Origin of the sequence: Pedomonas sp. V897 (genome assembly GCF_051304405.1) — a bacterium.
In the GTDB taxonomy this organism is placed as follows: Bacteria; Pseudomonadota; Alphaproteobacteria; order Sphingomonadales; family Sphingomonadaceae; genus Pedomonas.
Window position 1 is genome coordinate 916,569 of the sequence record NZ_JBPPGG010000001.1, and the last position, 26,677, is coordinate 943,245.

The 26,677-nt window shown below is 63.9% G+C and carries 24 protein-coding genes and 1 tRNA gene; 12 read left to right on the top strand and 13 right to left on the bottom strand.

Annotation, left to right across the window (positions count from 1 at the left end):
* Nucleotides 1-87: 87 nt before the first annotated feature.
* Entirely contained in the window at nucleotides 88-1,599 is a 1,512-nt protein-coding gene (locus ACSJJU_RS04395) for a YifB family Mg chelatase-like AAA ATPase (protein WP_435913978.1), read from the top strand.
* A 121-nt stretch (nucleotides 1,600-1,720) separates the two neighbouring features.
* Here ACSJJU_RS04395 and ACSJJU_RS04400 read toward each other — a convergent pair whose 3' ends face one another.
* Nucleotides 1,721-2,920: an aromatic ring-hydroxylating oxygenase subunit alpha gene (locus ACSJJU_RS04400; RefSeq protein WP_435913979.1), complete on the bottom strand. Its 1,200-nt coding sequence runs from the start codon at nucleotides 2,918-2,920 to the stop codon at nucleotides 1,721-1,723.
* Between the two features lie 419 nt (nucleotides 2,921-3,339).
* Between ACSJJU_RS04400 and ACSJJU_RS04405 the strand changes: the two genes are divergently transcribed.
* Entirely contained in the window at nucleotides 3,340-4,671 is a 1,332-nt protein-coding gene (locus ACSJJU_RS04405) for an AmpG family muropeptide MFS transporter (protein ID WP_435913980.1), read from the top strand.
* Between the two features lie 180 nt (nucleotides 4,672-4,851).
* Nucleotides 4,852-5,715, top strand: a complete 864-nt coding sequence (locus ACSJJU_RS04410; protein ID WP_435913981.1) for a GNAT family N-acetyltransferase — start codon at nucleotides 4,852-4,854, stop codon at nucleotides 5,713-5,715.
* 70 nt (nucleotides 5,716-5,785) lie between these two features.
* Here the strand turns inward: ACSJJU_RS04410 and ACSJJU_RS04415 are convergent, their stop codons facing one another.
* The 12 genes from ACSJJU_RS04415 to aroA all read right to left on the bottom strand — a co-directional run bounded on the left by ACSJJU_RS04415 (nucleotide 5,786) and on the right by aroA (nucleotide 17,448).
* Nucleotides 5,786-6,412: a DedA family protein gene (locus ACSJJU_RS04415; protein WP_435913982.1), complete on the bottom strand. Its 627-nt coding sequence runs from the start codon at nucleotides 6,410-6,412 to the stop codon at nucleotides 5,786-5,788.
* A 43-nt stretch (nucleotides 6,413-6,455) separates the two neighbouring features.
* Nucleotides 6,456-7,766: a bifunctional folylpolyglutamate synthase/dihydrofolate synthase gene (locus tag ACSJJU_RS04420; protein WP_435913983.1), complete on the bottom strand. Its 1,311-nt coding sequence runs from the start codon at nucleotides 7,764-7,766 to the stop codon at nucleotides 6,456-6,458.
* 7 nt (nucleotides 7,767-7,773) lie between these two features.
* On the bottom strand, nucleotides 7,774-8,655 hold the full coding sequence (gene accD / locus ACSJJU_RS04425) for an acetyl-CoA carboxylase, carboxyltransferase subunit beta (protein ID WP_435913985.1): 882 nt from the start codon (nucleotides 8,653-8,655) through the stop codon (nucleotides 7,774-7,776).
* Nucleotides 8,652-9,491 carry a tryptophan synthase subunit alpha gene (gene trpA / locus ACSJJU_RS04430; RefSeq protein ID WP_435913986.1) on the bottom strand — a complete coding sequence of 280 codons (840 nt, stop codon included), beginning with the start codon at nucleotides 9,489-9,491 and terminating at the stop codon, nucleotides 8,652-8,654. Before trpA ends, accD begins: the two co-directional genes overlap by 4 nt.
* A complete protein-coding gene (gene trpB, locus ACSJJU_RS04435; RefSeq protein ID WP_435913987.1) occupies nucleotides 9,491-10,726 on the bottom strand; it encodes a tryptophan synthase subunit beta in 1,236 nt (411 codons plus the stop codon). Before trpB ends, trpA begins: the two co-directional genes overlap by 1 nt.
* Nucleotides 10,723-11,376 (bottom strand): phosphoribosylanthranilate isomerase, encoded by a 654-nt coding sequence (locus tag ACSJJU_RS04440; protein ID WP_435913988.1) that lies wholly within the window; start codon nucleotides 11,374-11,376, stop codon nucleotides 10,723-10,725. Before ACSJJU_RS04440 ends, trpB begins: the two co-directional genes overlap by 4 nt.
* A 19-nt stretch (nucleotides 11,377-11,395) precedes the next feature.
* Nucleotides 11,396-12,106, bottom strand: a complete 711-nt coding sequence (pyrF, locus tag ACSJJU_RS04445) for an orotidine-5'-phosphate decarboxylase (RefSeq protein WP_435913989.1) — start codon at nucleotides 12,104-12,106, stop codon at nucleotides 11,396-11,398.
* Nucleotides 12,107-12,151: 45 nt separating this feature from the next.
* Nucleotides 12,152-12,553 (bottom strand): hypothetical protein, encoded by a 402-nt coding sequence (locus ACSJJU_RS04450; RefSeq protein ID WP_435913990.1) that lies wholly within the window; start codon nucleotides 12,551-12,553, stop codon nucleotides 12,152-12,154.
* Between the two features lie 183 nt (nucleotides 12,554-12,736).
* Nucleotides 12,737-13,018 (bottom strand): integration host factor subunit beta, encoded by a 282-nt coding sequence (locus ACSJJU_RS04455; protein WP_435913992.1) that lies wholly within the window; start codon nucleotides 13,016-13,018, stop codon nucleotides 12,737-12,739.
* 299 nt (nucleotides 13,019-13,317) lie between these two features.
* A complete protein-coding gene (rpsA, locus tag ACSJJU_RS04460) occupies nucleotides 13,318-15,009 on the bottom strand; it encodes a 30S ribosomal protein S1 (protein ID WP_435913993.1) in 1,692 nt (563 codons plus the stop codon).
* A gap of 215 nt (nucleotides 15,010-15,224) precedes the next feature.
* Complete coding sequence (cmk, locus tag ACSJJU_RS04465) at nucleotides 15,225-15,887, bottom strand: (d)CMP kinase (RefSeq protein WP_435913994.1); 663 nt, start codon at nucleotides 15,885-15,887, stop codon at nucleotides 15,225-15,227.
* 223 nt (nucleotides 15,888-16,110) lie between these two features.
* The gene (aroA, locus tag ACSJJU_RS04470; protein ID WP_435913995.1) at nucleotides 16,111-17,448 is read right to left on the bottom strand and encodes a 3-phosphoshikimate 1-carboxyvinyltransferase; all 1,338 of its coding nucleotides are present in this window, start codon (nucleotides 17,446-17,448) and stop codon (nucleotides 16,111-16,113) included.
* 177 nt (nucleotides 17,449-17,625) lie between these two features.
* Here aroA and ACSJJU_RS04475 point away from each other — a divergent pair, with 177 nt between their 5' ends.
* The 9 genes from ACSJJU_RS04475 (at nucleotide 17,626) to wecB (ending at nucleotide 26,608) form a co-directional block, all read left to right on the top strand.
* A complete protein-coding gene (locus tag ACSJJU_RS04475; RefSeq protein ID WP_435913996.1) occupies nucleotides 17,626-17,952 on the top strand; it encodes a TIGR02300 family protein in 327 nt (108 codons plus the stop codon).
* 101 nt (nucleotides 17,953-18,053) lie between these two features.
* A tRNA-Ala gene (locus tag ACSJJU_RS04480) sits at nucleotides 18,054-18,129 on the top strand.
* Nucleotides 18,130-18,620: 491 nt separating this feature from the next.
* Complete coding sequence (locus ACSJJU_RS04485) at nucleotides 18,621-19,454, top strand: glycosyltransferase (RefSeq protein WP_435913997.1); 834 nt, start codon at nucleotides 18,621-18,623, stop codon at nucleotides 19,452-19,454.
* A 21-nt stretch (nucleotides 19,455-19,475) separates the two neighbouring features.
* Nucleotides 19,476-20,408, top strand: a complete 933-nt coding sequence (locus ACSJJU_RS04490) for a Wzz/FepE/Etk N-terminal domain-containing protein (protein WP_435913998.1) — start codon at nucleotides 19,476-19,478, stop codon at nucleotides 20,406-20,408.
* Nucleotides 20,377-21,645: a hypothetical protein gene (locus tag ACSJJU_RS04495; protein WP_435913999.1), complete on the top strand. Its 1,269-nt coding sequence runs from the start codon at nucleotides 20,377-20,379 to the stop codon at nucleotides 21,643-21,645. The genes ACSJJU_RS04490 and ACSJJU_RS04495 overlap by 32 nt, the downstream gene beginning before the upstream one ends.
* A 75-nt stretch (nucleotides 21,646-21,720) precedes the next feature.
* A complete protein-coding gene (locus ACSJJU_RS04500; protein WP_435914000.1) occupies nucleotides 21,721-22,755 on the top strand; it encodes a hypothetical protein in 1,035 nt (344 codons plus the stop codon).
* Nucleotides 22,752-24,029 (top strand): hypothetical protein, encoded by a 1,278-nt coding sequence (locus tag ACSJJU_RS04505; protein ID WP_435914001.1) that lies wholly within the window; start codon nucleotides 22,752-22,754, stop codon nucleotides 24,027-24,029. Before ACSJJU_RS04500 ends, ACSJJU_RS04505 begins: the two co-directional genes overlap by 4 nt.
* On the top strand, nucleotides 24,030-25,154 hold the full coding sequence (locus ACSJJU_RS04510) for a glycosyltransferase family 4 protein (protein WP_435914002.1): 1,125 nt from the start codon (nucleotides 24,030-24,032) through the stop codon (nucleotides 25,152-25,154).
* 323 nt (nucleotides 25,155-25,477) lie between these two features.
* On the top strand, nucleotides 25,478-26,608 hold the full coding sequence (gene wecB, locus ACSJJU_RS04515; RefSeq protein ID WP_435914003.1) for a non-hydrolyzing UDP-N-acetylglucosamine 2-epimerase: 1,131 nt from the start codon (nucleotides 25,478-25,480) through the stop codon (nucleotides 26,606-26,608).
* Nucleotides 26,609-26,677 lie beyond the last annotated feature (69 nt).

A 26,677-nucleotide genomic window follows, 5' to 3' on the forward strand; every position in this document is an offset into this window, starting at 1 on the left:
CGCATATTCGACCATGAGGTCGTTGCTTGAACGAATCCAGCCTTGCACAGTCGGCCCCGGCACGAACAAGCCTGCACGGGGGTCGGCATGGTTGCACATGCGACGACGGTTGCGTTTCTGGGACTGGAGGCGCGGACGGTTGACGTTCAGGTGCAGATCGCCCCGGGACTGCCCGCCTTCTCGATCGTCGGCCTGCCGGACAAGGCAGTCAACGAGAGCCGGGAGCGGGTGCGCGCCGCCCTCACCGCCATCGGCCTCGCCCTGCCGCCCAAGCGCATCACCGTGAACCTCTCCCCCGCCGACCTGCGGAAGGAAGGCAGCCACTTCGATCTGGCCATCGCCTGCGCCCTGCTGGCCGGCATGGGGCTGCTGGACGCGGAGTCGATCGCCCACCACGTCATCATCGGCGAGCTGGGGCTGGACGGCGGCATCGCCCCGGTCCCCGGCGTGCTGCTGGCGGCGCTCCACGCCTCGGCCAGCGATCTCGGCCTCATCTGCCCGCTCGCCCAGGGCAGCGAGGCCGCATGGGCGGGGGACGTGGAGGTGCTCGCCGCCCCCCACCTGCTGGCGCTCCTCAATCACCTGAAGGGCACCTGCCTGCTGCCGCCCCCGCCGCCCGGCGAGGCCGACGACGCCCCAGGCGGGCCGGACCTGCGGCAGATCAAGGGGCAGGAGAGCGCCAAGCGCGCGCTGGAAGTGGCGGCCGCCGGCAGCCACAACCTGCTGATGTGCGGGCCGCCCGGCGCGGGCAAGTCGCTGCTCGCCGCCTGCCTGCCCGGCATCCTGCCGCCGCTCGACCCGCTTGAGGCGCTGGAGGTGTCCATGGTCGCCTCCGCCGCCGGAACGCTCGACGGCGGGCGCATCCGCCGCGCCCGGCCCTTCCGCGCCCCGCACCACGCTGCCTCCATGGCGGCGCTGACCGGCGGCGGCTCCCGGGCCCGGCCGGGCGAGGTGAGCCTCGCCCACCTCGGCGTGCTGTTCCTCGACGAGCTGCCCGAGTTCCACCGCGCCGTGCTCGACGCCCTGCGCCAGCCGCTGGAGACCGGGCGCATCACCGTGGCCCGCGCCCAGGCCCACGTCACCTACCCGGCGCGGGTGCAGCTGGTGGCAGCGATGAACCCCTGCCGCTGCGGGCATCTGGGTGACGCGGGACGGGCCTGCCGCCGCGCGCCCCGCTGCGCGGAGGACTACCAGGCCCGCATCTCCGGCCCGCTGCTCGACCGCATTGATCTGCACATCGAGGTCGCCCCGGTTTCGGTGCATGATCTCACCCTGCCGCCCGCCGCCGAAAGCTCGGCGGAGGTGGCCGCGCGGGTCGCCGCCGCCCGCGCCCTCCAGCGGGAGCGCTACCGGGACCATGGCATCCGCACCAACGCCGAAGCCGATGGCCTGCTGCTGGAACAGGTGGCCACGCCCGATGACGCCGGGCGGCGGCTGCTGATGCAGGCCGCCGAGCGCTTCGGCCTGACCGCCCGGGGCTACCACCGGGTGCTGCGGGTGGCCCGCACGCTGGCGGATCTGGCGGGTGCCGAAACCATCTCCCGCAGCCACATCGCCGAGGCGCTGGGCTATCGCCCTGCCTTGCAGCGGGCGGGTTAGGAGGCCGCGCCCTGCGGCAGCCGAAGAGTCGACTGGATCAGCCAGGCTCGCACCGCCGCAGGAACAGGCGCGGCCGTAGCAAACGAACGGGAGCGCGAGGGCCTGAGGCCCTCGCACAAAATCACTTCAACTCCAGGCTGTTGCCCAAAAGACCCTCCAGCGTCTCGTGGAAGCGGGCCACATTCAGCTCCAGCCCGCCGAGAGTCACCCGGTCGATGCCCGCCGCCAGCCCCTGCTGGCTGAGGGCGGCGGCGCGGAAGTCCTCCGCGCCGAACACGCCGCTGTCCAGCAGCTCGAACGAGCGGCGCCAGTGATCCTCCGCCTTCTCGTCCTCGGGCGGCTCGGGGATGAGCATGAAGTCCTCCACCAGCGTGCGATCGACCGCGCGGGGGTAGAGCAGCATCACGTTGATGTAGTCCGGGCTGGCCACCACCACCGCGCCGGGCAGCAGGCTGTAGGAAAAGGTGAGCAGGTGGCGCAAATGGCTGAAGTCCTCCGCGTCCACCGAGTCGACGAAGTCCACCCGCCCCACCGCGTTGCGGAAGTGTGGGCCGATCCGGTCCGTCGCCGCCACCGCGTCGGCGAAGAAGGGGGCGATGGTGTTCCGGTGCAGCCGCTGGACGTGATAGGCCTCAAGGAAGGCGTCCATGATGAGCTTCCAGTTGGCGGCCACGTCATGGGTGCGCCGGGCATAGAGGTGGTGCGCGCCCAGCCCCAGCGCGTCCAGATCCGCCGCCACCTCGCCGAGGAAACCGTCGAAATCCGCCCGAGTCCCATCCGCCTCAGTCCCTTCCTGCGCTGCGGCGCTGTCCAGAACCGCCCAGATCAGGCCGCCCCGCTCCGTGGCGGGCAGCGCCTTGAGGCCGTAGTCCGCCTTGTCGAGGCCGGGGAAGGTCTCGGGGCGCGGCAGGCCGACCAGCCGCCCGTCGAGGCCGTAGGTCCAGGCATGATAGGGGCAGACGATGCGGGGGGCCGTCAGCACGCCCTCCGCCTCCACCAGCCGGGTGCCGCGATGACGGCAGACATTGAGGAACACCCGCGCCTCCCCCGCCTTGTCGCGGGTGAGGAGCAGCGGCACGCCATAGCCATCGTGCGCCGCCGCCATGCCGGGCTCCGGCAGCAGCGCCGACGGCGCCAGCGGCACCGGCAACCGGCGGAACAGGCGCACCTCCTTCTCGAAGCGGGCGGCATCAAGGTACACCCCCGCCTCAAGGGTGGCGAGCGCAGGCGCCTCCTCCTCCTCGCGCCGGGCGATCCTGCGCGCGAGCGCCAGCTGCCCGGCCGTGGGCCGGTGCGGATGAGAACACGCAGACACGGCCATGCCTTGCCCTCCTGCCTGCACCCCCTGCTGAGAACAGCCGCCAGTTTCACCCGGTCCGACCCGCCCCGCAAGCCCTGCTCCCCAAATGGGGGGCCTGAGACACAACCGGCCGGGATTTCTTATGCGGGGTTTGTTTATGCAGGGGTCTTGGACCCCTGCACCCCATTCGTTTTTCCGAAGGCGTCTCCAGCGCCCCCGGGAAACACGTCCGTTCGAAAAGAGATTGATCCGGCCGCGGTTCCCGAGCGCGCACGGACAGCGCGGCCGGTCAAACGAAGGGGAGCGCGAGGGTCCGAGACCCTCGCAATCCTGAGACCTGAATTTCCAGCCCCCTTCTTTCGCCCCCTTCCCCGCCCATTTGCGGCGAAGCGCGTCGCGGCCTCTTCCCCCGGGTGGCGGAGTCGCTAGGATGGCGGCCCATGACATCCCGTGCCGTGTCCTTCTCGCCCGTTGCCGCCGCCCGTGCGCTTGGGCTTTACCTGCGCCCCCGCCCGCTTGCCGCGTTCCTGCTCGGCATATCGAGCGGCTTTCCGCTCACCCTGCTGCTTGCCACCATGACCTACTGGCTGAGCAAGGTGGGGGTGGACAAGAAGACCATCGGCTTCGCGGTGGGGCTGACGACGCCCTACACCCTCAAGTTCCTGTGGTCCCCGCTCATCGACCGGCTGCGGCTGCCGGTGCTGGATGGCCTGCTCGGCCAGCGGCGCGCCTGGCTGTTCCTGGTGGGGCTTCTGCTGATGGGGGCGATCTGGCAGCTGGGCCACAGCGACCCCGTCACGCAACTGGGCCGCTTTGCTGCCTGGGCGATCATCGTCGCCTTCCTCAGCGCCACGCAGGACATCGTGATCGACGCCTACCGCATCGAGATCCTGCCGCCGGAGCAATTGGCCCACGGCACCGCGCTCAACCAGTTCGGCTATCGCACCGGCAACCTGCTGGCGGGCGCGGGGACGGTGTGGCTGGCCACCCAGCATGGCTGGGCCGCCGCCTACAGCCTCACCGGGCTGCTCGTGCTCTGCGGCCTTGTCGCTGCCCTGTGGGCGGGGGACACCGCCCACAGCAGAACCGTCGCCGACGCGCCGCGCTCGGGCGAGCCGGTGCCGGCCCGTCTGGCCCGCTGGCTGAACGACACGCTGGTCGGCCCCTTCGCCGAGTTCTTCCGGCGCAACGGCGTCAGCGGCGCGCTGCTCATCCTCGGCTTCGTGCTCATCTACAAGCTGGGCGACGCCATGGCGAACATCATGCTCAGCCCGCTCATCGTGGAGCTGGGCTTCACGGACGACCAGTACATCGCCGCCAACAAGCTGGTGGGCTTCTGGGCGCTCATCGCCGGCACGGCGCTGGCCGCCCCCTTCCTCAGCCTTGTCGGCATGGGGCGCGCTCTCATCATCACCGGCGTCCTGATGATGGTGACCAACCTGGGCTTTGCGGTCCTGGCGATGGTGGGCAACGACCCGGTGGTGCTGGGGCTTGTCATCGGCCTCGAGAACTTCACCAGCGGCCTCGGGCTGACGGTGTTCGTCACCTATCTCTCCGGGCTGTCGAACGTGGCCTACACCGCCACCCAGTTCGCCCTGCTCTCGTCGCTGGCGGCGGTGGGGCGCACCTGGCTGTCCGCCCCCTCGGGCATTCTGGCGGAAAACCTTGGCTGGGTCGGGTTTTACATCGTCACCACCCTTGTGGCCCTGCCGGGGCTGGTCCTGCTCTGGCTGATCTGGCGGCGAAGCAACACTGGTCCACAGTCTGTCTGACACCGGTCACGCTTCGCTTCGGCGGGGTTTGACAGAACTGTCATGTTTCGTGTTTAGATTCGCGCACGTAGGGTCCCGGGTCGGGTCCCGTGACTTGCATTTTCCGGCAGCCGGACCGCCGGCCGCCGCCATGAGAATGCCGTACCGACACTAGGCGACCAGGCAATTGCAAGAGGTTCCATGACCTACCAGGCCTTCGGCATGACGGCGGTGGCTCCGGCCACGCTGGCTGCCTCCCCGTACATCCACAAGGCAGGACAGCTGGATGTACGGCTCGCCACCTCCGAGGAGGAGATCGCGGCCGCCCAGGCGCTGCGATATCAGATCTTCTACGAGGAGATGGGTGCGCGTCCGACGCCGGAAATCCTCGCGGCCCGGCGCGATATCGACGCCTACGACAGCATCTGCGACCACCTGCTGGTGATCGACCACGGGCTGGACGGCACGCCCCATGTGGTGGGCACCTACCGGCTGCTGCGCCAGGTGGTGGCGGAGCAGCACCGCGGCTTCTACTCCAGCGGCGAGTTCGACCTGTCGCCCCTGCTCGGCTGCACCTTCCGCAACCGCATCGGCGCGGGCCGCCAGCTGCTGGAGCTGGGCCGCTCGTGCGTGGATGCCCGCTACCGCAACCCCGCCACCATCAACCTGCTGTGGCGCGGCATCGCCTCCTACCTCCAGACCCACAACATCGGCTACATGTTCGGCTGCGCCTCGCTCCACGGCACCGACCCGGAGGAACATGCGCTCGCCCTCTCCTACCTGCACCACCACCATCTGGTGCCGGAGGACCTGCACGTGCGCGCCCTGCCCGAGCACTACGTGCCGATGGACCGGGTGCCGCTGGGCAGCTACGACCCCCGCGCGGCGCAGCGGGCGCTGCCGCCGCTCATCAAGGGGTACCTGCGGCTGGGCTGCCTCATCGGGGACGGCGCGTTCATCGACCACCAGTTCAACACGGTGGACGTGTTCATCCTGCTGCCGGTGGAGCGCATCACCCGCCGCTACTCGACCCGCTACGCCGTGGGCGCGAACGATGCGGCTTGATGGGGGCGGCCTGATCGGGGCCGCCTGACAGGAACAGCCTGACGGGAACAGCCTGACGGGCCGGCCGGCCTCAGCCGGACGGCCCTCTCTCCCGCCGCCCCCTCTCCCGCCCCCATGTGACGACGCGGTAGAGGTAGAGCAGCACCATCGCACCGAGGATCACGTTGGCGACCGGGTTCAGGTATCCGGCGACTGCCTTGTAGTTGTCGCCGAGCAGATAGCCTGCGGTTGCAAGGGCCGCCGACCACAGCCCCGTCCCCAGCGCCGAGTAGAGCAGGAACGGGCCGGGCGGCATCTCGAACAACCCGGCCGGGATCGAGATGAGGGTGCGGATGGTCGGCAGCAGCCGCCCGAAGAACACGGCGGCGGCGTTGTGGCGGTCGAACCAGTCGTCGGCCCGGTCCACGTCCTCCGGGGTCAGGGTCAGCCAGCGGCCGTGGCGGCTGGCCCAGCGTTTCAGCCGGTTCTCCCCGGCATAGCGGCCCACCGCATACCAGAACAGCGCCCCGCACAGCGACCCGGCCGTGCCCGCCAGCATCACGCCCGCAAGGCTCAGGCTGCCCTGGCTCGCCTGAAACCCGGCAGAGGGCATGATGAGTTCGGAGGGGATCGGCGGGAACAGGTTTTCGAGGAACATGAGCGCGACGATGCCGAGGTAGCCGCCGCGCTCGATCAGCTCGATCATCCAGTCAAACATCAGGCATCCCCTTCGGATGCCGCCGCGCGTCCGACGCGCGTCCTCAGGCCGGAATCAGCCCGGACTCTTCCAGCACCCTGCCCGCAACATAGAGCGAACCGCAGATGAGCACCACGGGCGGGCGCTGGCGGTCTGCCCCGTTGGCGATGGCCTTGAGCGCCGCCGCCACGCTGTCGGCGGGGCGGCCGGGCAGGCCGATGGCCTCGGCCATGGCGGCAAGGTCGGTGGGGGTGAAATGCTCGTGGCCCTCGATCGGCACGGCATAGAGGGCCGTCGCCCGGCTGCCGAAGGGGCGCAGGAAACCGGCCGCATCCTTGGTGGTGAGCATGCCCGCCACCAGGTAGAACGGCCGCTCCTGAAGGTTATGGCCGCGGAACCGGTCCGCCAGCATGCGCCCGGCGAGCGGGTTGTGCCCGCCGTCCAGCCACAGCTCGCTGCCCTTGGGCAGCAGGTCGAACAAGGGGCCGGTCGCAATCCGCTGAAGGCGCGCGGGCCAGTCCGCCCAGCCGATGCCGGCGCGGAAGGCGGCCTCGGGCACCACCACCTGGTTCTGGTGCCGCAGCATGGCGATGGCGAGCCCGGCGTTGTCGATCTGGTGCGCGCCGACAAGGCGCGGCGGCGTCAGATCCAGCTTGCCGTGGTTGTCCCGGTAGTGGAACGTCTCGTTGTAGAGGGTGGCGTCCCAGTCCTGCCCGCGCAGCACCAGCCGCGCTCCGAGAGGTCCTGCCACCTCGCCGATGCGGGCGGTGACGGTGCGCGGGTAGCGGGAGAGCACCAGCGGCACCCCCGGCTTGGCGATGCCCGCCTTCTCCGCCGCGATGTCGAGAATGGTGGAGCCGAGGAAACTGGTGTGGTCCAGCCCCAGCTGGGCGATGCCGCAGGCGGCGGGCTGGCGCACCACGTTGGTGGCATCAAGCCGGCCGCCCATGCCCACCTCCAGCACGCAGGCATCGGCGGGCGTGCGCGAGAAGGCGAGGAAGGCGGCGGCCGTCAGGATCTCGAACACCGTGATCGGCGCGCCGTTGTTGATCTGGAGCACGTCGCGCAGGGTCGAGACCAGCGTATCGTCGTCGATCAGCTTGCCCGCCAGCCGGATGCGCTCGTTGTAGCGCACCAGATGCGGGGAGGTGAACACGTGCACCCGCTTGCCTGCCGCCTCCAGGCAGGCGCGCAGGAAGGCGACCGTCGAGCCCTTGCCGTTGGTGCCCGCCACATGGAACACCGGCGGCAGCCGGTCCTGCGGGTCGCCGAGCTTGGTCAGCAGCTGGCGCAGCCGATCCAGAGACAGATCGATTTCCTGCGGATGGAGCGTCCGCGCTTGCGACAGCAGGGCCTCGACGACCGTGTTGGACATTCAGCGCCTACGAGGCGGCCAGGGCCGATTGGCGGCCAACCGGCTTGGGCAGCATGAGAAGCCCGATGATCCGGGCGAGGGTTGCGCGCATGTCGCGGCGATGCACCACCGCGTCCACCATGCCGTGCTCGTAGAGGTACTCGGAGCGCTGGAAGCCCTCCGGCAGCTTCTCGCGGATGGTCTGCTCGATCACGCGCTGGCCCGCAAAGCCGATGAGCGCGCCCGGCTCGGCCAGCTGGATATCGCCCAGCATGGCGTAGGAGGCGGTGACGCCGCCGGTGGTCGGGTCGGTCAGCACCACGATGTAGGGCAGGCGGGCTTCCTTCAGCTCCTCGATGCCGACGGTGGTGCGCGGCATCTGCATGAGCGAGAGAATGCCTTCCTGCATGCGGGCGCCGCCCGCAGCCGTGAAGGCGATCATCGGGCAGCGGCGCTGGATGGCGGCGCGGGCGGCGGTGAGGAACGCCTCGCCCACGGCCAGACCCATGGAGCCGCCCATGAAGGAGAAGTCCTGCACGAACACCACGGCTTCGAGCCCGCCGATCTTGCCGACGGCCACGGCGACGGCCTCGTCCTGGCCGGTGGCGGCGCGGGCGGCCTTCAGCCGGTCCACGTACTTCTTCTGGTCCTTGAAGTTCAGCGGATCTTCCGGCACCGCGGGCAGGGGCAGGCGCTCGAACGCGCCGTCGTCGAACACCTGGGTCAGGCGCTCGCCGGCGGTGAGGCGCTCATGGTAGCCGCAGTTGTGGCACACGGAGAGATCAGCCAGGAAATCCTTGCGGTAGATCATCTTCCCGCAGCTCCGGCACTTGTGCCAGAGGTTGTCGGGCGTATCCCGCCGTTCAAGGAACTTGTTCAGCTTGGGGCGAAGCCGCGTAATCCAGCTCATGCCAATTCCTCCTCGGCGCGTGCCGTCCGGACCGCCTCGGCGAGGGATCGGACCAGCGTGGCGGCCTGTTCTGCAATGTTGGTGTCACCCCGCTCCGCCGCCGCGCCGATCAGCGAGACGATGGCGGAGCCGACCACGACACCATCGGCCTGCCGCGCCATGGCGGCGGCCTGTTCCGGCGTGCGGATGCCGAAGCCCACGGCCACGGGCAGGCCGCTGGCCTGCCGCAGCCGCTCGACAGCGGCGCCCACCGTCTGGATATCGCCTGCCTTGCCGCCGGTGATCCCGGCGACGGAGACGTAGTAGAGAAAGCCCGAAGCGCCGTTCAGCACGGCGGGCATGCGCCCGGCGTCCGTGGTCGGCGTCGCCAGGCGGATGATGTGAAGCCCGGCCGCCCGCGCAGGCGCGCCCAGCTCCTCGTCCTCCTCCGGCGGCACATCGACGACGATGAGGCCATCAACGCCCGCCGCGCGCGCGTCGCGCACGAACCGCTCGGTGCCGTAGGCGAAAATGGGGTTGAAGTAGCCCATCAGCACGATGGGGGTGTCGTTGTCCTTCTGGCGGAAGCCGCGCACCAGCTCCAGCACGCCGGGCAGCGTCATCCCCGCCGCCAGCGCCCGCAGGTTCGCCGCCTCGATCGCCGGGCCGTCGGCCATGGGATCGGTGAAGGGCATGCCCACCTCGATCACGTCCGCGCCCGCACCCGGCAGGGCGGCGAGAATCCCGGCGAAGGTGTCCGGGCTCGGGTCGCCCGCCGTCACGAAGGTGACGAGGCCCGCGCGACGCTCGGCCCGAAGCGCCTCGAAGCGCGCAGAGATGCGATCTGGCCCGGCCATTACAGCTTCACTCCCATGGCATTGGCGACCGTGTTGATGTCCTTGTCGCCCCGGCCGCTGAGGTTGACCACCATCAGGTGATCGCGCGGCTTGGTGGGGGCCAGCTTGGCGGCAAGCGCCAGCGCGTGGCTGCTCTCCAGCGCCGGGATGATGCCCTCATGCACGGAGCACAGCTTGAACGCCTCCAGCGCCTCGGAGTCGGTGATGGGCATGTACTGCACCCGCCCGACCGAATGGAGCCAGGCGTGCTCGGGCCCGATGCCGGGGTAGTCGAGACCGGCCGAGATCGAGTGCGCCTCGGTGATCTGCCCGTCCGCGTTCTGGAGCAGGTAGGTCTTGTTGCCGTGGAGCACGCCCGGGCGGCCGCCCGCCAGCGAGGCGGCGTGCTCGGCGGTGTCGAGGCCGTGGCCGCCCGCTTCAACGCCGTAGATCTCGATGTTCTGGTCGTCGAGGAACGGGTGGAACAGACCGATGGCATTGGAGCCGCCGCCCACCGCCGCCACCAGCGAATCCGGCAGACGGCCTTCCTGCGCCAGGATCTGCTCGCGCACCTCGTTGCCGATGACGGTCTGGAAGTCCCGCACCAGCTCGGGGTAGGGGTGCGGGCCCGCCGCGGTGCCGATGATGTAGAAGGTGTTGTGAACGTTGGTCACCCAGTCGCGCAGCGCCTCGTTCATGGCGTCCTTCAGCGTCTGGCTGCCGGAGGTGACGGCCCGCACTTCCGCGCCGAGAAGGCGCATGCGGAACACGTTGGGCTGCTGGCGCTCGATGTCGCGCGCGCCCATGTAGATCACGCAGGGCAGGCCGAAGCGGGCGGCGACGGTGGCCGTGGCCACGCCATGCTGGCCCGCGCCGGTCTCGGCGATGATGCGGGTCTTGCCCATGCGCAGGGCGAGCAGGATCTGGCCGATGCAGTTGTTGATCTTGTGCGCGCCGGTGTGGTTCAGGTCCTCGCGCTTGAAGAAGATCCGCGCGCCCTTGTCGCCGCCCGCCTGCGCGCGCAGGTGCTCGGTCATGCGCTCGGCGTAGTAGAGCGGGGAGGGGCGGCCGACATAGTGCTTGAGCAGGCCCTCGAACTGGGCCTTGAAGGCGGGGTCGTTCTTCGCCTCGCGGTAGGCCTTCTCCAGGTCGAGCACCAGCGGCATCAGGGTCTCGGCGACGTAACGCCCGCCGAATTCGCCGAAATGGCCGCGCTCGTCGGGTCCGGCGCGGTAGCTGTTGAGCTGAGCGGTCATGGGTTGCGCGCTGCCTTGATAAAGGCTTCGATCTTGGCCACCGATTTTACTCCCGGCGCGTCTTCGACGCCTGATGAAACATCCACAAGATGCGGCCGGGTGAGGCGGATGGCCTCGCCCACGCTGTGTGCATCCAGTCCGCCCGCCAGCCCCCAACGGGTGTCGAGCCGAAGGTTCTGCACCAGCCGCCAGTCGAAGCGAAGGCCGGTGCCGCCGGGCACGCAGGCCTCGCCTGCGGGCGGTGTAGGCGGTTTCGCATCGAACAGCAAGAGATCGGCCACCCCGGCGTAGCCTTGCGCGGCGGCCACATCGGCCGATGTGCGCACGCCCATGGCCTTCCAGGTTTCAACGCCGAAGCGCCGGCGGATGTCCGCCACCCGCGCCGGGTCTTCAGAGCCATGGACTTGCAGCACATCCGGGCGGACGGCCGCCATCACCCGGGCGATCTGCTCGTCCGGCGCATCCACCAGCAGCGCCACCGCCTTCACCCGCGACGGCAGAAGCCCCCGGAGGCTGGCCGCCGCGTCCAGGCTGATGTTGCGCGGACTCCTCGGGAAGAACACGAAGCCCACATGAGTCGCGCCGGCCGCAACGGCAGCCGTCACGCTCTCCCGCGTGGTCAGTCCGCAAATCTTGACGTCCGGCGTCATGTCGCTGCCGTCCCGGATCCTACCCGTTGATCGAGCGGGCAATGGCTTCGGCGGCCCCGGCCGGATCCGCCGCTTCAGTGATCGGCCGCCCGATCACCAGAACGCTTGCGCCCGCCTCCAGCGCCTCGCGCGGGCCCATCACCCGCTTCTGGTCGCCCACGTTGCTCCCGGCGGGGCGGATGCCCGGCACCACTGTGAACGCCTCGGGCCACACCTCCTTGACCAGCGCCACTTCCTTCGGCGAGCAGACCGTGCCGTCAAGGCCGCTGTCCCGCACCAGTTCGGCAAGGCGCACCACCTGATCGGCGGGCGCGACCGGCACACCCACGGCGTTGAGGTCGCTTGCGTCCATGCTGGTGAGCACGGTGACGGCCACCACCTTCGGCGGCGCGCAGCCCAGTTTCGCCGCTTCCTCGCGGGCGGCGTTGCCCGCCGCCTCCAGCATCGCCCGGCCGCCGCCGGCGTGCACGGTCAGAATGGCGGGCTTCAGGGTCATGACCGAGCGCACCGCGCCCGCCACCGTGTTAGGAATGTCGTGGAACTTGAGGTCGAGGAACACGGGCAGACCGGCTTCCTCGGCCACGCGGCGGATGCCCTCGGGCCCCACGGCGCAGAAGAACTCCAGCCCCAGCTTCAGGCCGCCCACATGGGGGGCGATGCGGCGGCCAAGAGCCAGCGCCGCGTCCACCCCGGGCACATCGAGGGCGCAGAAAATCGGATTACGCGTCATAAGTTCGCCGTTTCGCAGCGGATGAAAGGGTCCGGACGCCTCACCTCAGACGCCGGGCGGCAGCGGCACGGAACGCTTGGTGACCGGCTCGTCGTCCACATAGGCGGCGCCTGCGGCCGCAACGCGGGCCTTGAGCGCGGCCTCGGCTTCCTCCGGCTGCATCATGCGCTCGCGCTCGCCCTTGATCTCGGCCAGTTCAAGCGCCCGCTGGGTGGCGGCAGCCTCCGCCCGCTTCACCCGGCGGCCCCACCGCCAGCGATCGATCATGTGGGCGACCGTCGGGGGCAGCGCGCCCAGCGCCAGGGAAATCAGGACGAGAAGCGGCAGCGGCATCACGAGCTGGGTCGGCGGCACCAGGTTGATCGTCACCATCGACCAGTTCGTGGCGGCGAACCAGGCCAGCACGGCCGCGATGAGGAAGTAGAAGAACCAACGAAAGAACCGCATTCCGCGCCTCGAACTCCTGAAAGATGGTCAATCAATAACGAAGGCAGGGCCTCGACGCCAGCATCGTTAGCCATGGGAGGCGAGAGCGGCGGAAGGCAGACGGGCGCCCCGGAAAGTCCGCGGCGGGGACAGCCGGCCCCGGACCCGGCCCCGCCCGGGCGGTCCGATCCGGCCCGGCCGGGCCTATTCCTGGTTCAGCCGCTCGCGCAGCTCCTTGCCCGCCTTGAAGTAGGGGACGCGCTTGGCGTCCACCGCCACGGCCTCGCCGGTGCGCGGGTTGCGCCCGGTGCGCGCCATGCGCCCCCGGGTCGAGAAGGCACCAAATCCCCGCAGCTCCACGCGCTTGCCGTGCGCCAATGCCTCGACGATTTCATTGAAGATGGTCGTGACCACCCGCTCAACCACCTTGTGCTGCAGACCCGGGTTCTTTTCGGCCAGTTTCTGGACCAACTCCGACTTGATCATCGGCATTCCCTCTCGCTGGTTTGTGGCCTGCCCGGCCGCGAAAAATCAGCATGTCGTACCACAGCTTATATCAGATTCCGTGGTGCCAAACCTACATAACGCCCGTCAAGCGTCCGGGTCCATGGAAGTTTTCGCAATCGTGACCTTAACGCATGGACTGGACTGGCATTTTTCGCCCCGGAGCCGGTCTCCGGCCTCTGCCGCCCGCCTTTCCTGAACAAAAAGGGCCCCGCGGCGTGGCCGCGGAGCCCTTCCTGTGTCTGGTCCCGCCGGACAGTCCCGGCGGGGGAGCAACCGGATTAGCGGTTGTCCTTGGCCTTCGAGAGGGCCGCACCCAGAATGTCGCCGAGCGACGCGCCCGAGTCGGTCGAGCCGTACTGGGCAACCGCCTGCTGCTCTTCGGCGATCTGGAGCGCCTTGATCGACAGGTTCAGCTTCTTGGTCTGGCGATCGGTGCCCACCACGAGGGCGTCCACCTTCTGGCCGACCTGGAAGCGGTCCGGACGCTGCTCGTCGCGGTCGCGCGACAGGTCCGAGCGCTTGATGAAGGCGGTCGGGCCGCCGTCACCGATCTCGACCTCGATGCCGCCGTCCTTCACTTCGAGGACGGTGACGGTCACGATGTCGCCCTTGCGCTTGTCGGCAGCGGCCTGACCAGCCTGGTCAAGCTGCTTGATGCCGAGGGAGATGCGCTCTTTCTCGATGTCCACATCGAGAACGACGGCCTTGACCATCTCGCCGCGACGGAAGGAGGACAGAGCCTCTTCGCCCGACTTGCCCCAGGCGATGTCCGACATGTGAACCATGCCGTCCACGTCGCCCTCGAGACCAATGAACAGACCGAACTCGGTGGTGTTCTTGACCTCGCCCTCGACGACCGAACCCACCGGGTGCTTCTCGGCAAAGGACGCCCACGGGTTGTCCATGCACTGCTTCAGGCCGAGGGAGATGCGGCGCTTGTCCTCGTCGACCTCGAGCACCATCACTTCGACTTCCTGCGAGGTCGAAACGATCTTGCCCGGGTGGACGTTCTTCTTCACCCAGCTCATCTCGGAGACGTGCACCAGACCCTCGACGCCCGGCTCCAGCTCCACGAAGGCGCCGTAGTCGGTGATGTTGGTCACGCGGCCCGAGAACTTGGCGCCAACCGGGTACTTGGCGGCAGCGCCTTCCCACGGATCGGACTCAAGCTGCTTCATGCCCAGCGAGATGCGCTGGGTGTCGCGGTTGATGCGGATGATCTGAACGCGGACGGTGTCGCCGATGTTCAGGATCTCGGACGGGTGGCCGACGCGGCGGTAGGACATGTCGGTCACGTGCAGCAGACCGTCGATGCCGCCCAGGTCGATGAACGCACCGTAGTCGGTGATGTTCTTGACCACGCCCTCGATCACCTGGCCTTCGGTCAGGGTCTGGATCAGGCCCGAACGCTGCTCGGCGCGGGTCTCTTCCAGAACAGCGCGGCGGGAGACCACGATGTTGCCGCGGCGGCGGTCCATCTTCAGGATCTGGAACGGCTGCGGGATGTTCATCAGCGGGGTGATGTCGCGGATCGGACGGATGTCCACCTGCGAACCCGGCAGGAACGCCACGGCGCCCGACAGGTCGACGGTGAAGCCGCCCTTCACGCGGCCGAAGATCACGCCGTCAACGCGCACGCCTTCGGCGTACTGGGCTTCCAGCTTGTCCCACGCGGCTTCGCGGCGAGCGCGGTCGCGCGACAGCATGGCTTCGCCCGAAGCATTTTCGATGCGGTCAACGTAAACGTCGACCTCGTCGCCAACCTTGATTTCCGGCTTCTGGCCCGGAGCGGCGAATTCCTTCAGGGGAACGCGGCCTTCGGACTTCAGGCCCACATCGATCACCACCATGTCGTTTTCGATGGCGGTAACGGTGCCCTTTACAACGCGACCTTCAAAAGACTGCGCGGCGCCGAGAGAGCTCTCGAGCAGGGCCGCGAAATCGTCGCGGCTCGGGAGGGTATCTGACATATAAGTTACGTCCTTTCGCAAGTTCTTTCCGGCCAACCGGTTGGCTCCGGCGGTCTTCCGGTACGCACGCGGACCATCCGCTTGCGCCGGCATTGGGCTCCTGTTACATCACCCAAACGACGAACACCGGCGCGGCTCGAAGGGCCTGCCGGGAAGGTTGCAGGTGCTGGCACTCCGCCAGTTCCCGGGTCGCCCATACCTTGGAAAGCAAGGCATCAGGAGCGATTACGAACGGCGTGGGAGCCAAGTTTCAATTCGGCAAGACGCGAGTCAACCAAACTCCGGGCCTGCTGAACCGCAGCGTCTATATCCAAATCGCTGGTGTCGAGCAAGAGCGCGTCCGGCGCAGGCTTCAGCGGCGCCACAGCCCGGTTCATGTCCCGCGCGTCGCGCGCCTCGATATCGGCCAGAACCGTCTCGTAGGGCACGTCCACACCGTAGCTGGCCAGCTCCGCATGGCGCCGGCGCGCCCGCACATCCGCCCGGGCCACCACGAACAGCTTCACCTCCGCCTCGGGGCAAACCACCGTGCCGATATCCCGCCCGTCCAGCACCGCGCCGCCGTTTTCCCTGGCAAAATCCCGCTGGAACTGGAGCAGGGCCGCCCGCACGCCCGGCTGGGCCGCCACCTTGGACGCAGCGCTGCCGGTCGCCTCCGAGCGCAGATCGGGATGCTCCATGAGGCTGAGATCAAGCGCCCGCGCCGCCGCCAGCGCCGCCGCCTCATCCGCCGGATCCCCACCCGACTGGAGGACAGCCAGCCCCACCATCCTGTAGAGGGCGCCCGTGTCCAGATGGCGCAGACCATAGTGCTGCGCGAGTCGGCGGGCGAGCGTGCCCTTGCCCGAAGCGGACGGTCCATCAACCGCGATAATCATTCCCAGTCCTTACTTGTCTCTTGTGTCTTGCAGGAGGGGCTTGCCCCTCCTGCACCTCCCGTTCGATTCTAAAGGCCATTCGATTCAAAGGGACGTGCGCGTGATGACGGGCGCGTCCCTTTTTATATGCCAAGGATTATGCGGCCGTGTTTCCCGTGCGCATCGGAAACGCGGCCCGAAAAACGAAGGGAGTGCAGAGGGTCCGAGACCCTCTGCAAAAACATCACTTCTGTTCTTCCACCACGGCCAGCTCAGCGCCCAGGCCGGTCATCAGTGCCACGAAGCCGGGGAAGCTGGTGTTGATGGGGGAGGCGTCGTCCACTGTCACCGGAGCTTTGGCGTGCTGGCCCAGCACGGCGAAGCTCATGGCGATGCGGTGGTCGAGCTTTGCCGCGACGGTGGCGCCGCCCGGCACGGGCGCGCCGCCGGTGCCCTCGACGATCAGGCCTTCGGGCTCCTCGGTCACGCGGACGCCGCAGGCCGCAAGCCCTGCCGCCATCATGGCGATTCGGTCCGATTCCTTCACCCGCAGCTCGCCGATGCCGCGCATGATGGTGGTGCCTTCGGCGAAGGCCGCCGCCACGGCGAGAATCGGGTATTCGTCGATCATGCTCGGGGCGATCTCCGGCGGCACCTCGATGCCCTTGAGCGCGCTGCCGCGCACCCGGATGTCGGCCACCGGCTCGCCGCCCACCTCGCGCTCGTTCTCGTAGGCGAGGTCCGCGCCCATCTCCTTGAGAACGGTGAACAGCCCCGCGCGGGTGGGGTTGATGCCCACATTCTCCACCAGCACGTCCGAGCCCGGCAGAATCGCCGCGGCCACGACAGGGAAGGCGGCGGAGGAGGGGTCGCCCGGCACCACGATCCGGCCCGGCTTCAGCTCGGCCTCGCCGCGCACGTGGATGGCGGTGCCCTCCGGCGTCGTCTCGGTCCACAGATCCGCCCCGAAGCCTTTCAGCATCCGCTCGCTGTGGTCGCGGGTGGGCTCCTTCTCGATGACGGTGGTGATGCCCGGCGTGTTGAGGCCGGCCAGCAGAATGGCGGACTTCACCTGCGCCGAGGCAACCGGCAGCGTGTAGGTGATCGGCGTCGCCGGGGCGCGGCCGGTGATGGTCAGCGGCAGTCTCCCGCCGCTGCGGGAAACAAACGAGGCGCCCATCTGGCCGAGCGGGTCGATCACCCGCTGCATCGGGCGGCGGCGCAGCGAGGCGTCGCCGGTGAAAACGGCGGTGATGGGGTGGCTTGCCACCAGCCCCATGATGAGGCGGGTGGAGGTGCCGGAGTTCCCCATGTCGAGCACGTCCTCCGGCTCCAGCAGGCCGCCGACGCCGACGCCGTGGATGGTCCACGCGCCTTCGCCGGTGCGCTCCACCCGGGCGCCGAAGGCCCGCATGGCCGCGGCGGTGGCCAGCACATCCTCGCCTTCCAGCATACCCTCGACGCGCGTCTCGCCGACGGCGAGACACCCCAGCATCAGGGCACGGTGGGAGATGGACTTGTCCCCCGGGACTCGAACGCGTCCCTTGAGGGCGGAGGCTGATCGTGCGGTCAGTGGCAACATGAAACGGGCTCGGTCTTTCTACTGGTCGGAGCGAAGCGGTTCCGCTGGGGAATTTCCTTTTGACAGCGCCCAAGGGCTGTGGCAAGCACGCCGCCATCCCGTGGCCAGTGTGCGCTGGCCGCGCCCTTTTTTGTTCCTTGTCGCCCAGCTTGGGCGACCGTTCGGGGAGAACCAAGCGTGGTAAAGCCGGAGTGGGGTTCGAAGCGGACGTGCCCGCGCTGCAGCACGCGCTTCTACGATCTTGGCAATGACGATCCCGTGACCTGCATCAGCTGCGGCGTCACCTGGGTTCCCGAGCCGATTCTGAAGTCCAAGCAGCCGCTGCCGTTTGAAGAGACCGCCAAGGCCAAGGTGCGCGCCGAAGGCGACGACGTCGAGCTGGTGGATGATGAGGATCTGCTCGAGGCGGACGACCTGGACGGTGCGGACGATGCGGCTGACGCCGATCTGGACGACGATACCGACCTGGCCGAGGTCGTCGACCCGGACATGGAGGAAGAATAAAAAAATCGTGCAAGAAACACTTGCACGGTTCTCCGGCTTCCGCTAGAAGCCGCCCACCACACAGCGAGGCGCCCCCAAACGCCTCGCACTGGAAATAAAACGGGGCCGTAGCTCAGTTGGGAGAGCGCTACAATGGCATTGTAGAGGTCAGGGGTTCGACTCCCCTCGGCTCCACCAGGTTTCGCAAAACCCCGGCTCGGCGAGTGCCAAGCCGGGGTTTTGTCATTTCGACCTGGTCTCACGGCAGAAGGCCACCCAACCAGCCGTGGGTCGCGATCGTTGTTGCCTGATTCTCTTCGAATGCGATTTCGCGCTTTATAGGAATTAACGGTGTCGACTCCTCGGCGATCCCACGCTGTCAAACCGTTCCGCGGGAAAGCCAACAGTAGATTTCAAAAGAAGCAGAATCGGTGAGACCAGCGCCCGTAAAAACAGGCACTGCGCTCTCTTGCCTACCGCATGCAGACGTTAATAGTTGAGGTCCCCAGAAATTTGCATTTACATACAATAACCCGAGAAAGAAACGGGTCAGTTGTCCCAACCTTTGCCCCCCACATAGCGAAACACAGTTTGCCGAATTGGAGGCCCGCTGGTAAAAGCCGTGCCCTACCGGGACACGCTGACGTTCCCGTAGAGCTGTTAATCCGACATCCAACGGGACGCTCGATATGGTATCGCGTGCAATCGGTGTATTGATATCTGTGTATCACGCCGAAGATCCGAAGCTCTTCAGGCGAGCGATCGAGTCGATTCTAAACCAAGAGCTTCCATCAGACATCGAATTGCGCGTTTATCTGGGTGTAGATGGCCCCGTTCCGATTGCGTTGACCCATGAAATTCAGACGATGGAACCGCGGTTGCATCGCGTCGCTTGGTTTGAGCACAATCGCGGTCTCGTGCATGTTCTGAATGATCTTATCCGGATGGCGCAGGACGAGACCTACCTCTTTCGGATGGACACCGACGATGTTTCGCATCCGTTGCGGTTCGCCCGACAGATCGCCTTCATGGATACCCATCCGGAGATAGACATTCTTGGAACAGCAATCACGGAAGTTGACACCGAGACTGGTGCCCGAAGGATTGTACGCTACGCGCCCTCTCCTGAGGCGGCACGACGTGATATCGGGAGAAGAGTTCCCATTGCTCACGCAACAGCCTGCTTCCGGCGCACGGTGTTCGATCGACTGGGCGGCTACCCGGCCGTTCCCTTGAATGAGGACATTGCATTCTGGTTCGAATGCCTGAAGGCAGGCCTTGCCTTTGCCAACATCCACGAGCCTCTTTATGAGTGCACCGTGAGCCCGAATTTTTGGGGACGCCGTAGCTTTAAGAAGGCATGGTCAGAGTTCCGCGTTTACACGCGGGGCATTTGGGAGCTCCACGGACCGAGTTGGGAATTTGTTTTTCCCTTGGCTCGTCTTTGCTTGCGTTTGGCACCCACGAGTCTACAACGGCTTGCTTATTCCAGCCGGCTGCGCCGCGTAGAGAGCGTAGCTTAGCTTTATCAACATGGCTTGAGCATGACGCCGGACACACCAATTTCCTCTATTCCAGCAGATGCCGTTGTCGGAAATGTATGGCGGCAAAAATGGATTGTCATCGCAGCTTCTCTGTGCGGATTGCTGCTTGCCGTCATCTACAATCACACAGCAACGCCGCGTTACACAGTAGAGGCGCGCCTGGCGCCGGTTTCCCAAAATCAATTTGATGGCCGCATGGCCTCGATTGGTTTGGACTTCCCGAACCTCGGTGGATTGATCGGAGGTGGCAATACCGAGTTCAACCAGCTGGTTTCACGGTTGACATCCTTCGATGTGGCTGCCCGCGTGATGCAGGACCGCGCCCTTGTCGCGCGTCTCGCAGCCTCAAAAACTGCATTCCGTTCCGTGTTGGACAGCAGAAAGGAATGGGTGGAACCCGCTCCTTCCATGAGCCGGAAGGTAATGGTCGGGATTCAGAAACTGCTCGGCCAGAAACGGGGCTGGACTCCTCCTTCACCGGCTCAGTTGGCAAACTATTTGGACAAGAATCTCAAGGTAACAACTGATCGGGATTCAGGCCTGGCCACCCTCGAGATTGTCCATCCTGATCCCAAACTGGGCGAAGATCTCCTGAACGCCGTCATGCAGGCAGCTTTGGCGGTAACGCGTGAGCAGCGCCAGATCGTCATAGGTCAACAGCTTGACTATGTGCGGCAGCAGCTGGAAACCGAAGCAATTTCGGAAGTACGCAAGGGTTTGACCGCTAACCTCGAGCGCCTTTTAGCATCGGAAATCGATATCCGTTCAAAAGCGCCTGTGGTCGGGCAGGTCTTCCAGGCTGCCCGTGCAACTGAGCACCCAACGCACCCCAAACCGATTTTGAACGCGGCTCTAGGCTTAATTCTGGGGGCTCTTATTAGCTCGGCACTGATTGTTGCACATGATCTCGTCCGTCTCCGCGCCACCCACTGAGCAGACGCCGCTTGCGGCTACACTCAAGTTGTTAGCAGGGATCGCCCTGACAGTCTTGGTGCTCGCTCCAATTCAGCGGGTCGGAGGCCTCCCGGTCTCAAGCTTCCTGCTTTTCAGCCTCCTGGGGGTGTTGGTGGTTCAGAAAATACCGCGCACCCCGGCCCTCATCTGGGCATTTTCACTTCTGTTCGTTACGTTGCTATCTGCGCGCACCTATGTTGCTGCGGGTGGCTCAATCAAAGATGCCGCGTATTCTTATATCGTCTTCCAACAATTTGTTAGCTTCCTGTTTGTCTGGGTCATTCTCGAACATGACGGACATGACTTTATTGTTCGCTCATTGAAAGCCATGCTTATTGGGCAGTTGCTTCTCATGGCAGCGCAGACTGTCAATTTTCTGAATATTACTGACTTATTATCACCTTACTGGACGTGGCTTGCAACCAACGTAGCGGCCGACACCAACCAGGCCCTGAGGTTTATTAGTGGAGCGGAGAGTCGGCGGGTTCCGGGTACATTTGGAAACGCCACCTATGCAGCAATGCTCTGCTATTTCATGGCCCGAACCATTTATCTTTCCGATCCCAGGAAACGCTGGCTGATCTTGGGCTTTGTCGGCCTGCTGCTAGGCGGACATCGCATGGGCTTGCTCGCTTTCTTCCTCTTTGAATTTATTATTCGTTTTCTGATTGGCCACTCCCTTGCCAAGGGACTGCTCATTTCCTTCGCTGGACTATGTGTTTTTATGCTTTTTCTGGCCTGCATGACTTGGGCCGACTCATCCAAGACATATCCCAATCTTGTGGGATGGACCATTAATACCTTTGTGATCGAAAAGCGACTTAGCTGGCGCGATTTCGAATCCGTGTTTCACAGGTTGAACATGATCGATTGGGCGCTCAAGAGTCCCGAGCGGCTGCTGATAGGAGGTCTTTCCCTGACAGAGCTTCCGCCAAAAGCATATGTGGACTCCGAATTCGTATTGCGCTCCTTGCAATTCGGTCTGCCGGGATTCCTGATTCTCTTGGCTCCATATCTGTGGCCGCTCACCTTGCGCTGGGACCATCGAACGGTATTTCTGGCGTTTTTTATTACTTTCCTGTCCATCACGATCACGGTTTCAACAAACCCCGTATGCATTCCCTACACTTCTATTTACCTTGGTTTGCTTCTTTATAATCTCAACCAAAAGCCAACCAAGGCGGATGCTTCGGGGAAGCTACGCGAGAATGACTGATACGTTGGGTCACGACGCAGAGATGCTCAACATTTCCCAAACTGGATTCCGACAATTGCGGCTTTCTGACTTTCAATGAAAAATACTCTGCATACCTCTGTGTGGCTTTATGCACCGCATCATGATCTTAATGATGCGACCAACTACTACGTTGAGACGATTGGTCTTGCCTTGGCCCGTATCGGCTGGAGCCTTCGCCATGTCTCACGAATCGAGCAGGCCCCCCCTCAAGAGCCCATCCTGGTTCTGGACTGCAAGCGCGCTCTCATTGCAATGATGCAGCGTCGGGGGTCACCGATCTGGCTTTGGGTTCAAGGCGTCGTTCCGGAAGAAGCGGAATTGCAACGAGGCAGTAAGTTCCGCAAGTTCTACTGGTCAATCTTCGAACGTATTGTGCTGCCGCGCGTCAATGGAGTGTTCATGGTCTCCAAGGCCATGTCGGCTCATTACGAACAGAAATATGGTTTCCGCCAGCTTCCCGTATTCATCATGCCGTGTGTCAATCAGGCATTGGATGCGAGCGCATTTCTGATACCAGGAAAATATTCACGGCCCAGTTTTGTTTATGCCGGCAGTCTGCACAAATGGCAGTGCTTCGAAGCGACGCTCCAGACCTTCGCAGAAATAAAAAAAGCAAGGCCTGATGCGACCCTGACGGTTCTGACTGGCGACCAGGCGGCCGCCCGGCGAATGGCAGAAAACGTCGGGCTTTCCGACTTAGCGTATGACTATGTGCCAGCCCATCAATTGCAATCGACACTTAGAAACTTCAAGTATGGGTTTGTTCTACGCGAACATCATGTTGTAAACGCCGTGGCGACACCGACTAAGGTCAGCAGCTACATGGCCGCAGGTGTCATTCCTATCACGACAACAGCTGTACGGGATTACGCCGAAAAACTGTCAGGAATTGTTCCGGTAGTCATGGTGGACGAGCCGCAGCCTCGCATGGTGGCCGAAGCCATTCTGGCAGTCGAGAACAGGGCCCTTGAGCCATCTGCCATTTTGCAGGAATACACAAACCTGTTCGAGAACTATTTTGATCGGAAACTTTACATTCCTGCAATTGCTGATTTCTTCTGCAATACCGGATTGAGGCCTGTCGCTTGACCTTCGCAAGCACCCTGTTCCGTCGGTCCCTGATCCTTGGTGCAGGAAGTATTACTGGCCGCCTGCTTCCTCTTCTCGCGTTACTGGGAATTGGGCGCACCCAAGCTGCCGATAGCTACGCATCCGTCAGCGCGGCCTTTGCCTGGACGGCAGTTGCAGCAAGTCTCACGACCGGAGGCTTAGCGCAGGTCCTCGCGCAGCGACTCTCAGCCACTGATCAACCACTGCTGCAGTATCGTTTGATTTGGCGAGCTGCTATTGCAGCTTTGTTGTCCGTTACGGCGCTTGCCTGCATGATGTTTCTGGTTGGCCCTGATCGCGCATCATCATTCTTCGGCAACGTCGTTGATGCCAGAGTGGTCGTTCCGGCCATTATCGCGGGCGCTTGCTGGTCCCTCGCTATGGTCGGAGTCAGTATCTGCAATGGATTGCATGCAACCCGATCTGCCGCGTTGATAACGGCGTTCGGAGGCCTGCTTCAAGGCCTGGGGATGGGGATCGGGGCTCTTGTCAACAGCACACCTCAGAGTGCTGTCAACGGACTGGCGGCCGGTGCTGCGGCAGCCCTTGGACTTGCAATCGTTCTTGTCATTCGCCATTCACCGCCTCGAGGCAAGGATGGTTCGCCTTCCCCCGAAGCATTTGATTATCCTTCATTGTTTCGCCCGGCTCTGTGGGCAACGCTTGCCAATATTTGCGTTATTCCGGTAACGTTCTTTGTCAGCAGTCTTGTCGTCAGTGGGCCGCGTGGAGCGCAAGAGCTCGCCATGTTCCACGCGCTCGAGCAAGTTCACATCGTTGCGGTTTATGTCTCTGGCATTGTCAGCCAGGCACTGCTCCCCCTGCTTTCCAGACATCTGAACAAGGACAACAACCCGCATCTTTTACGTCAGACCTTCATTATTGTGATGTTGATTGGGGTAGCTGGAACCGTTTTCGCTGCTTTGTTGGGTCTATTTCCACGCTGTCTGGAGATTTTGTTTGGAAACAACATCGTTCTAGATACCTGGGCCGTTCGTTTCATGCTTCTGAATGCAGGCATGGCAATGATGCTGGCTCTCACAGGCAGCATGTTGCACGCGCTGGGCAGGTTCCGGGCCGGCAGTCTGCTTAATGTGTTCTGGGCCTCCGCTCTTGTTGCATTGGCGCTTTTATGGAAGGAGCACGGGTGTACTGGCATTCAGGCGGCACGCTGGTCGGCGTCTGCAATGCTCATGGTTGTTACCGGCGGACTTCTGTACAAGGCGATATTTCTGCGGTCACAGGTGCGTTAGATGGCCAAAACTGTTCTTTCTGTTATCTCGACCCTGGCTCGGACTGGCCCGGTCAATGTGTTGCACGGCATCACGAGCAACTATGACCCCCAGCGTTATCGCGCGGTTATTGCCACCTTGTCACCGGAGCCAGAGCAGAGCCGGCTCAAGGATTTCCAGGCGAGAGGTATCGAAATCCACCAGCTGAACTTGTCTCGGCTGCGCTCGATGCTGGATGGGAAGCAGCAGCTTGCCACACTTATCGAGAAAATCGGTCCGTCCGTAATCCACACACACGGCGCCAGGGCGGATATTCTTGCATCGTCTATTCCCTGGGTGCGCGGGCACATCTTGAGCACCATACATGCAGACCTGCGCACTGATTATCGGATGGCCTACGGGGTTCTGCGCGGCACATTTCTAGCGACGCGGCACATTAAATCACTTCGCTGCGGCATCCGCCCGATCGCCGTATCACCCGCTGTTGCCGAAGCGCTTGGCCGGGAAAACGTTCATGCAGACATTATCCTGAATGGCATCGACACCGAACTGTTCAGGCCCCTTTCCTCCCGAGAGGAAGTTAAACACCTACGCGAGGCGTTGGGTTTTCCCGTTGATGCCACGATCTTTCTTCATACGGGAGTGTTGATCCCGCGCAAACGCCCACTCGATGTTATCAAAAGCTTCGTGGCAGCAGATCTCGGACCTTCCGCGTTTCTTGTCTTTGTAGGGGATGGCCCGCTCCGCCAGGAGTGCGAGGCTGCAGCCCGTGGAATGCCGTCAATTCGCTTTCTGGGGCCGCGAAGTGATGTGCCAAAGCTGCTCCAGGCATCGGATGCGTTGGTTTCCGCGTCCGTCTCAGAAGGCCTGCCCATGGCTCTCATCGAGGGCGCAGCAACTGGCACAAGAATTCTGGCGTCAGATATTCAGGCTCACCAGCTGGTCAGAAATCTTTTCCCTGCACAGGTTGACCTGTTCAATACCGAGCACACGGACTCCCTTACCAGTCTTTTTCGGCAGTTTTATTCTTCAGAAGGGAGCCCCTCCAAAGGAATGGCTTGTCCCAACCCGGAGGGCCTACATCAGATAAGCGCGACGACGATGTCGAAACTGTATCAGGACTGCTACGATGAAATTGGTACCTGAGGGGTGTGTACAGTCTTCTATATGGATTTGAAAATTTCCCTAGGGTAGGGAAGGCAACGCGCGAACACACATAAAACGGCCTTTCTAGGAGGCCTGGGAATACATTGAGGTTGGGGGAGTTTATATATTGAAAGAAACTGCCTAAGCGGGAAACCTTAGACAACCTTAACCTCGAGAGATAAATAGGCAGAGATAGTTTATTGAAAACAAGGCTTCAAAGAGAAGCAAAAATCATCAGCTTTCCTGGGTATTTTTTGCGATACAGATTGCATTTTACCAACTTACCCTAACAACCTGGTCTGCTTTTGGGGCAAGTAGCAGTTATGAAAGTTTTAACAGTTTTTGGAACTCGTCCTGAAGCCATTAAGATGGCGCCGTTAGTGCAGGCCTTGGAGTCGACGCCGGGCGTGATACATGCGGCCTGCGTCACGGGGCAGCATCGTCAGATGCTTGATTCAGTGCTTCAGCTTTTTAAGATCCAGCCTACATATGACCTCAATGTCATGAAGCCTGGGCAGGATCTGACTTATACAACGTCCGCCATCCTCGAGGGTGTTGGCAAGGTTATCGATGCCTTTCAGCCAGACTGGGTCGTTGTTCAGGGGGATACCACTACGGCGTTTGCCGGAGCCCTTGCGGCTTATTACAGAAAAGTCCGGGTCGCTCATATCGAAGCAGGGCTGCGTACAGGAAACTTGTATTCCCCGTGGCCGGAGGAGGGCAATCGAAAGCTGATCGGTCAGCTTACGAACTTGCATTTTCCGCCAACTCAAAAAGCGGCGGACAACCTGCGTCGGGAGAACATCCCTGCCAATGCCATGCTGGTGACCGGCAATACGGTTATTGATGCGCTGCAACTGGTCGCACGCCAGCTCGACACCGATTCCGATCTGAAGGGTGCATTGGCCGAACAATTCAACTATCTGGATCCCTCCAGAAAGCTCATTCTGGTAACGGGTCACCGCCGGGAGAATTTTGACGGCGGTCTTCGGCGGGTATGCGAGACATTAGCACGGATTAGTCGGCTTCGCACAGATGTCGAGTTCGTATACCCGGTGCATCTCAATCCCAATGTGCAAAACACTGCCATTGAAGTACTTGGTGGCTGCAAGTCTGTTCATCTGATCGAACCACTGGATTATCTTCCGTTCGTTTATCTGATGCAACGCGCCTATCTGATCGTCACCGACTCTGGCGGGATTCAGGAAGAGGCTCCGGGGCTGGGAAAACCTGTTCTGGTCACGCGTGATACCACCGAGCGGCCCGAGGCGATCGAGGCAGGAACGGCAAAGTTGGTCGGCACGTCGAGTGAAGGCTTGCAGGCCGCAATCGAGGAACTTTTGGATCGCCGTGATCTCTACGACGCCATGGCTCAAGCGAGAAACCCCTTTGGGGATGGGCGCGCCGCCCTGCGGATTGTGAAAAAACTTATGGAAACACAAACAGTCGGATAAGAATTCCCGATTATCTCGATCTGCTGACTCAAAAGGAGGGAGCTTCTCCGCATTCAGCAAAAAGCTCCC

Excerpts from the sequence above, each read along its gene's own strand:
- ACSJJU_RS04395 (WP_435913978.1), top strand. The coding sequence starts at position 88 with ATGGTTGCACATGCGACGACGGTTGCGTTTCTGGGACTGGAGGCGCGG.
- ACSJJU_RS04400 (WP_435913979.1), bottom strand. The coding sequence starts at position 2,920 with ATGGCCGTGTCTGCGTGTTCTCATCCGCACCGGCCCACGGCCGGGCAG.
- ACSJJU_RS04405 (WP_435913980.1), top strand. The coding sequence starts at position 3,340 with ATGACATCCCGTGCCGTGTCCTTCTCGCCCGTTGCCGCCGCCCGTGCG.
- ACSJJU_RS04410 (WP_435913981.1), top strand. The coding sequence starts at position 4,852 with ATGACCTACCAGGCCTTCGGCATGACGGCGGTGGCTCCGGCCACGCTG.
- ACSJJU_RS04415 (WP_435913982.1), bottom strand. The coding sequence starts at position 6,412 with ATGTTTGACTGGATGATCGAGCTGATCGAGCGCGGCGGCTACCTCGGC.
- ACSJJU_RS04420 (WP_435913983.1), bottom strand. The coding sequence starts at position 7,766 with ATGTCCAACACGGTCGTCGAGGCCCTGCTGTCGCAAGCGCGGACGCTC.
- accD (WP_435913985.1), bottom strand. The coding sequence starts at position 8,655 with ATGAGCTGGATTACGCGGCTTCGCCCCAAGCTGAACAAGTTCCTTGAA.
- trpA (WP_435913986.1), bottom strand. The coding sequence starts at position 9,491 with ATGGCCGGGCCAGATCGCATCTCTGCGCGCTTCGAGGCGCTTCGGGCC.
- trpB (WP_435913987.1), bottom strand. The coding sequence starts at position 10,726 with ATGACCGCTCAGCTCAACAGCTACCGCGCCGGACCCGACGAGCGCGGC.
- ACSJJU_RS04440 (WP_435913988.1), bottom strand. The coding sequence starts at position 11,376 with ATGACGCCGGACGTCAAGATTTGCGGACTGACCACGCGGGAGAGCGTG.
- pyrF (WP_435913989.1), bottom strand. The coding sequence starts at position 12,106 with ATGACGCGTAATCCGATTTTCTGCGCCCTCGATGTGCCCGGGGTGGAC.
- ACSJJU_RS04450 (WP_435913990.1), bottom strand. The coding sequence starts at position 12,553 with ATGCGGTTCTTTCGTTGGTTCTTCTACTTCCTCATCGCGGCCGTGCTG.
- ACSJJU_RS04455 (WP_435913992.1), bottom strand. The coding sequence starts at position 13,018 with ATGATCAAGTCGGAGTTGGTCCAGAAACTGGCCGAAAAGAACCCGGGT.
- rpsA (WP_435913993.1), bottom strand. The coding sequence starts at position 15,009 with ATGTCAGATACCCTCCCGAGCCGCGACGATTTCGCGGCCCTGCTCGAG.
- cmk (WP_435913994.1), bottom strand. The coding sequence starts at position 15,887 with ATGATTATCGCGGTTGATGGACCGTCCGCTTCGGGCAAGGGCACGCTC.
- aroA (WP_435913995.1), bottom strand. The coding sequence starts at position 17,448 with ATGTTGCCACTGACCGCACGATCAGCCTCCGCCCTCAAGGGACGCGTT.
- ACSJJU_RS04485 (WP_435913997.1), top strand. The coding sequence starts at position 18,621 with ATGGTATCGCGTGCAATCGGTGTATTGATATCTGTGTATCACGCCGAA.
- ACSJJU_RS04490 (WP_435913998.1), top strand. The coding sequence starts at position 19,476 with ATGACGCCGGACACACCAATTTCCTCTATTCCAGCAGATGCCGTTGTC.
- ACSJJU_RS04495 (WP_435913999.1), top strand. The coding sequence starts at position 20,377 with ATGATCTCGTCCGTCTCCGCGCCACCCACTGAGCAGACGCCGCTTGCG.
- ACSJJU_RS04500 (WP_435914000.1), top strand. The coding sequence starts at position 21,721 with ATGAAAAATACTCTGCATACCTCTGTGTGGCTTTATGCACCGCATCAT.
- ACSJJU_RS04510 (WP_435914002.1), top strand. The coding sequence starts at position 24,030 with ATGGCCAAAACTGTTCTTTCTGTTATCTCGACCCTGGCTCGGACTGGC.
- wecB (WP_435914003.1), top strand. The coding sequence starts at position 25,478 with ATGAAAGTTTTAACAGTTTTTGGAACTCGTCCTGAAGCCATTAAGATG.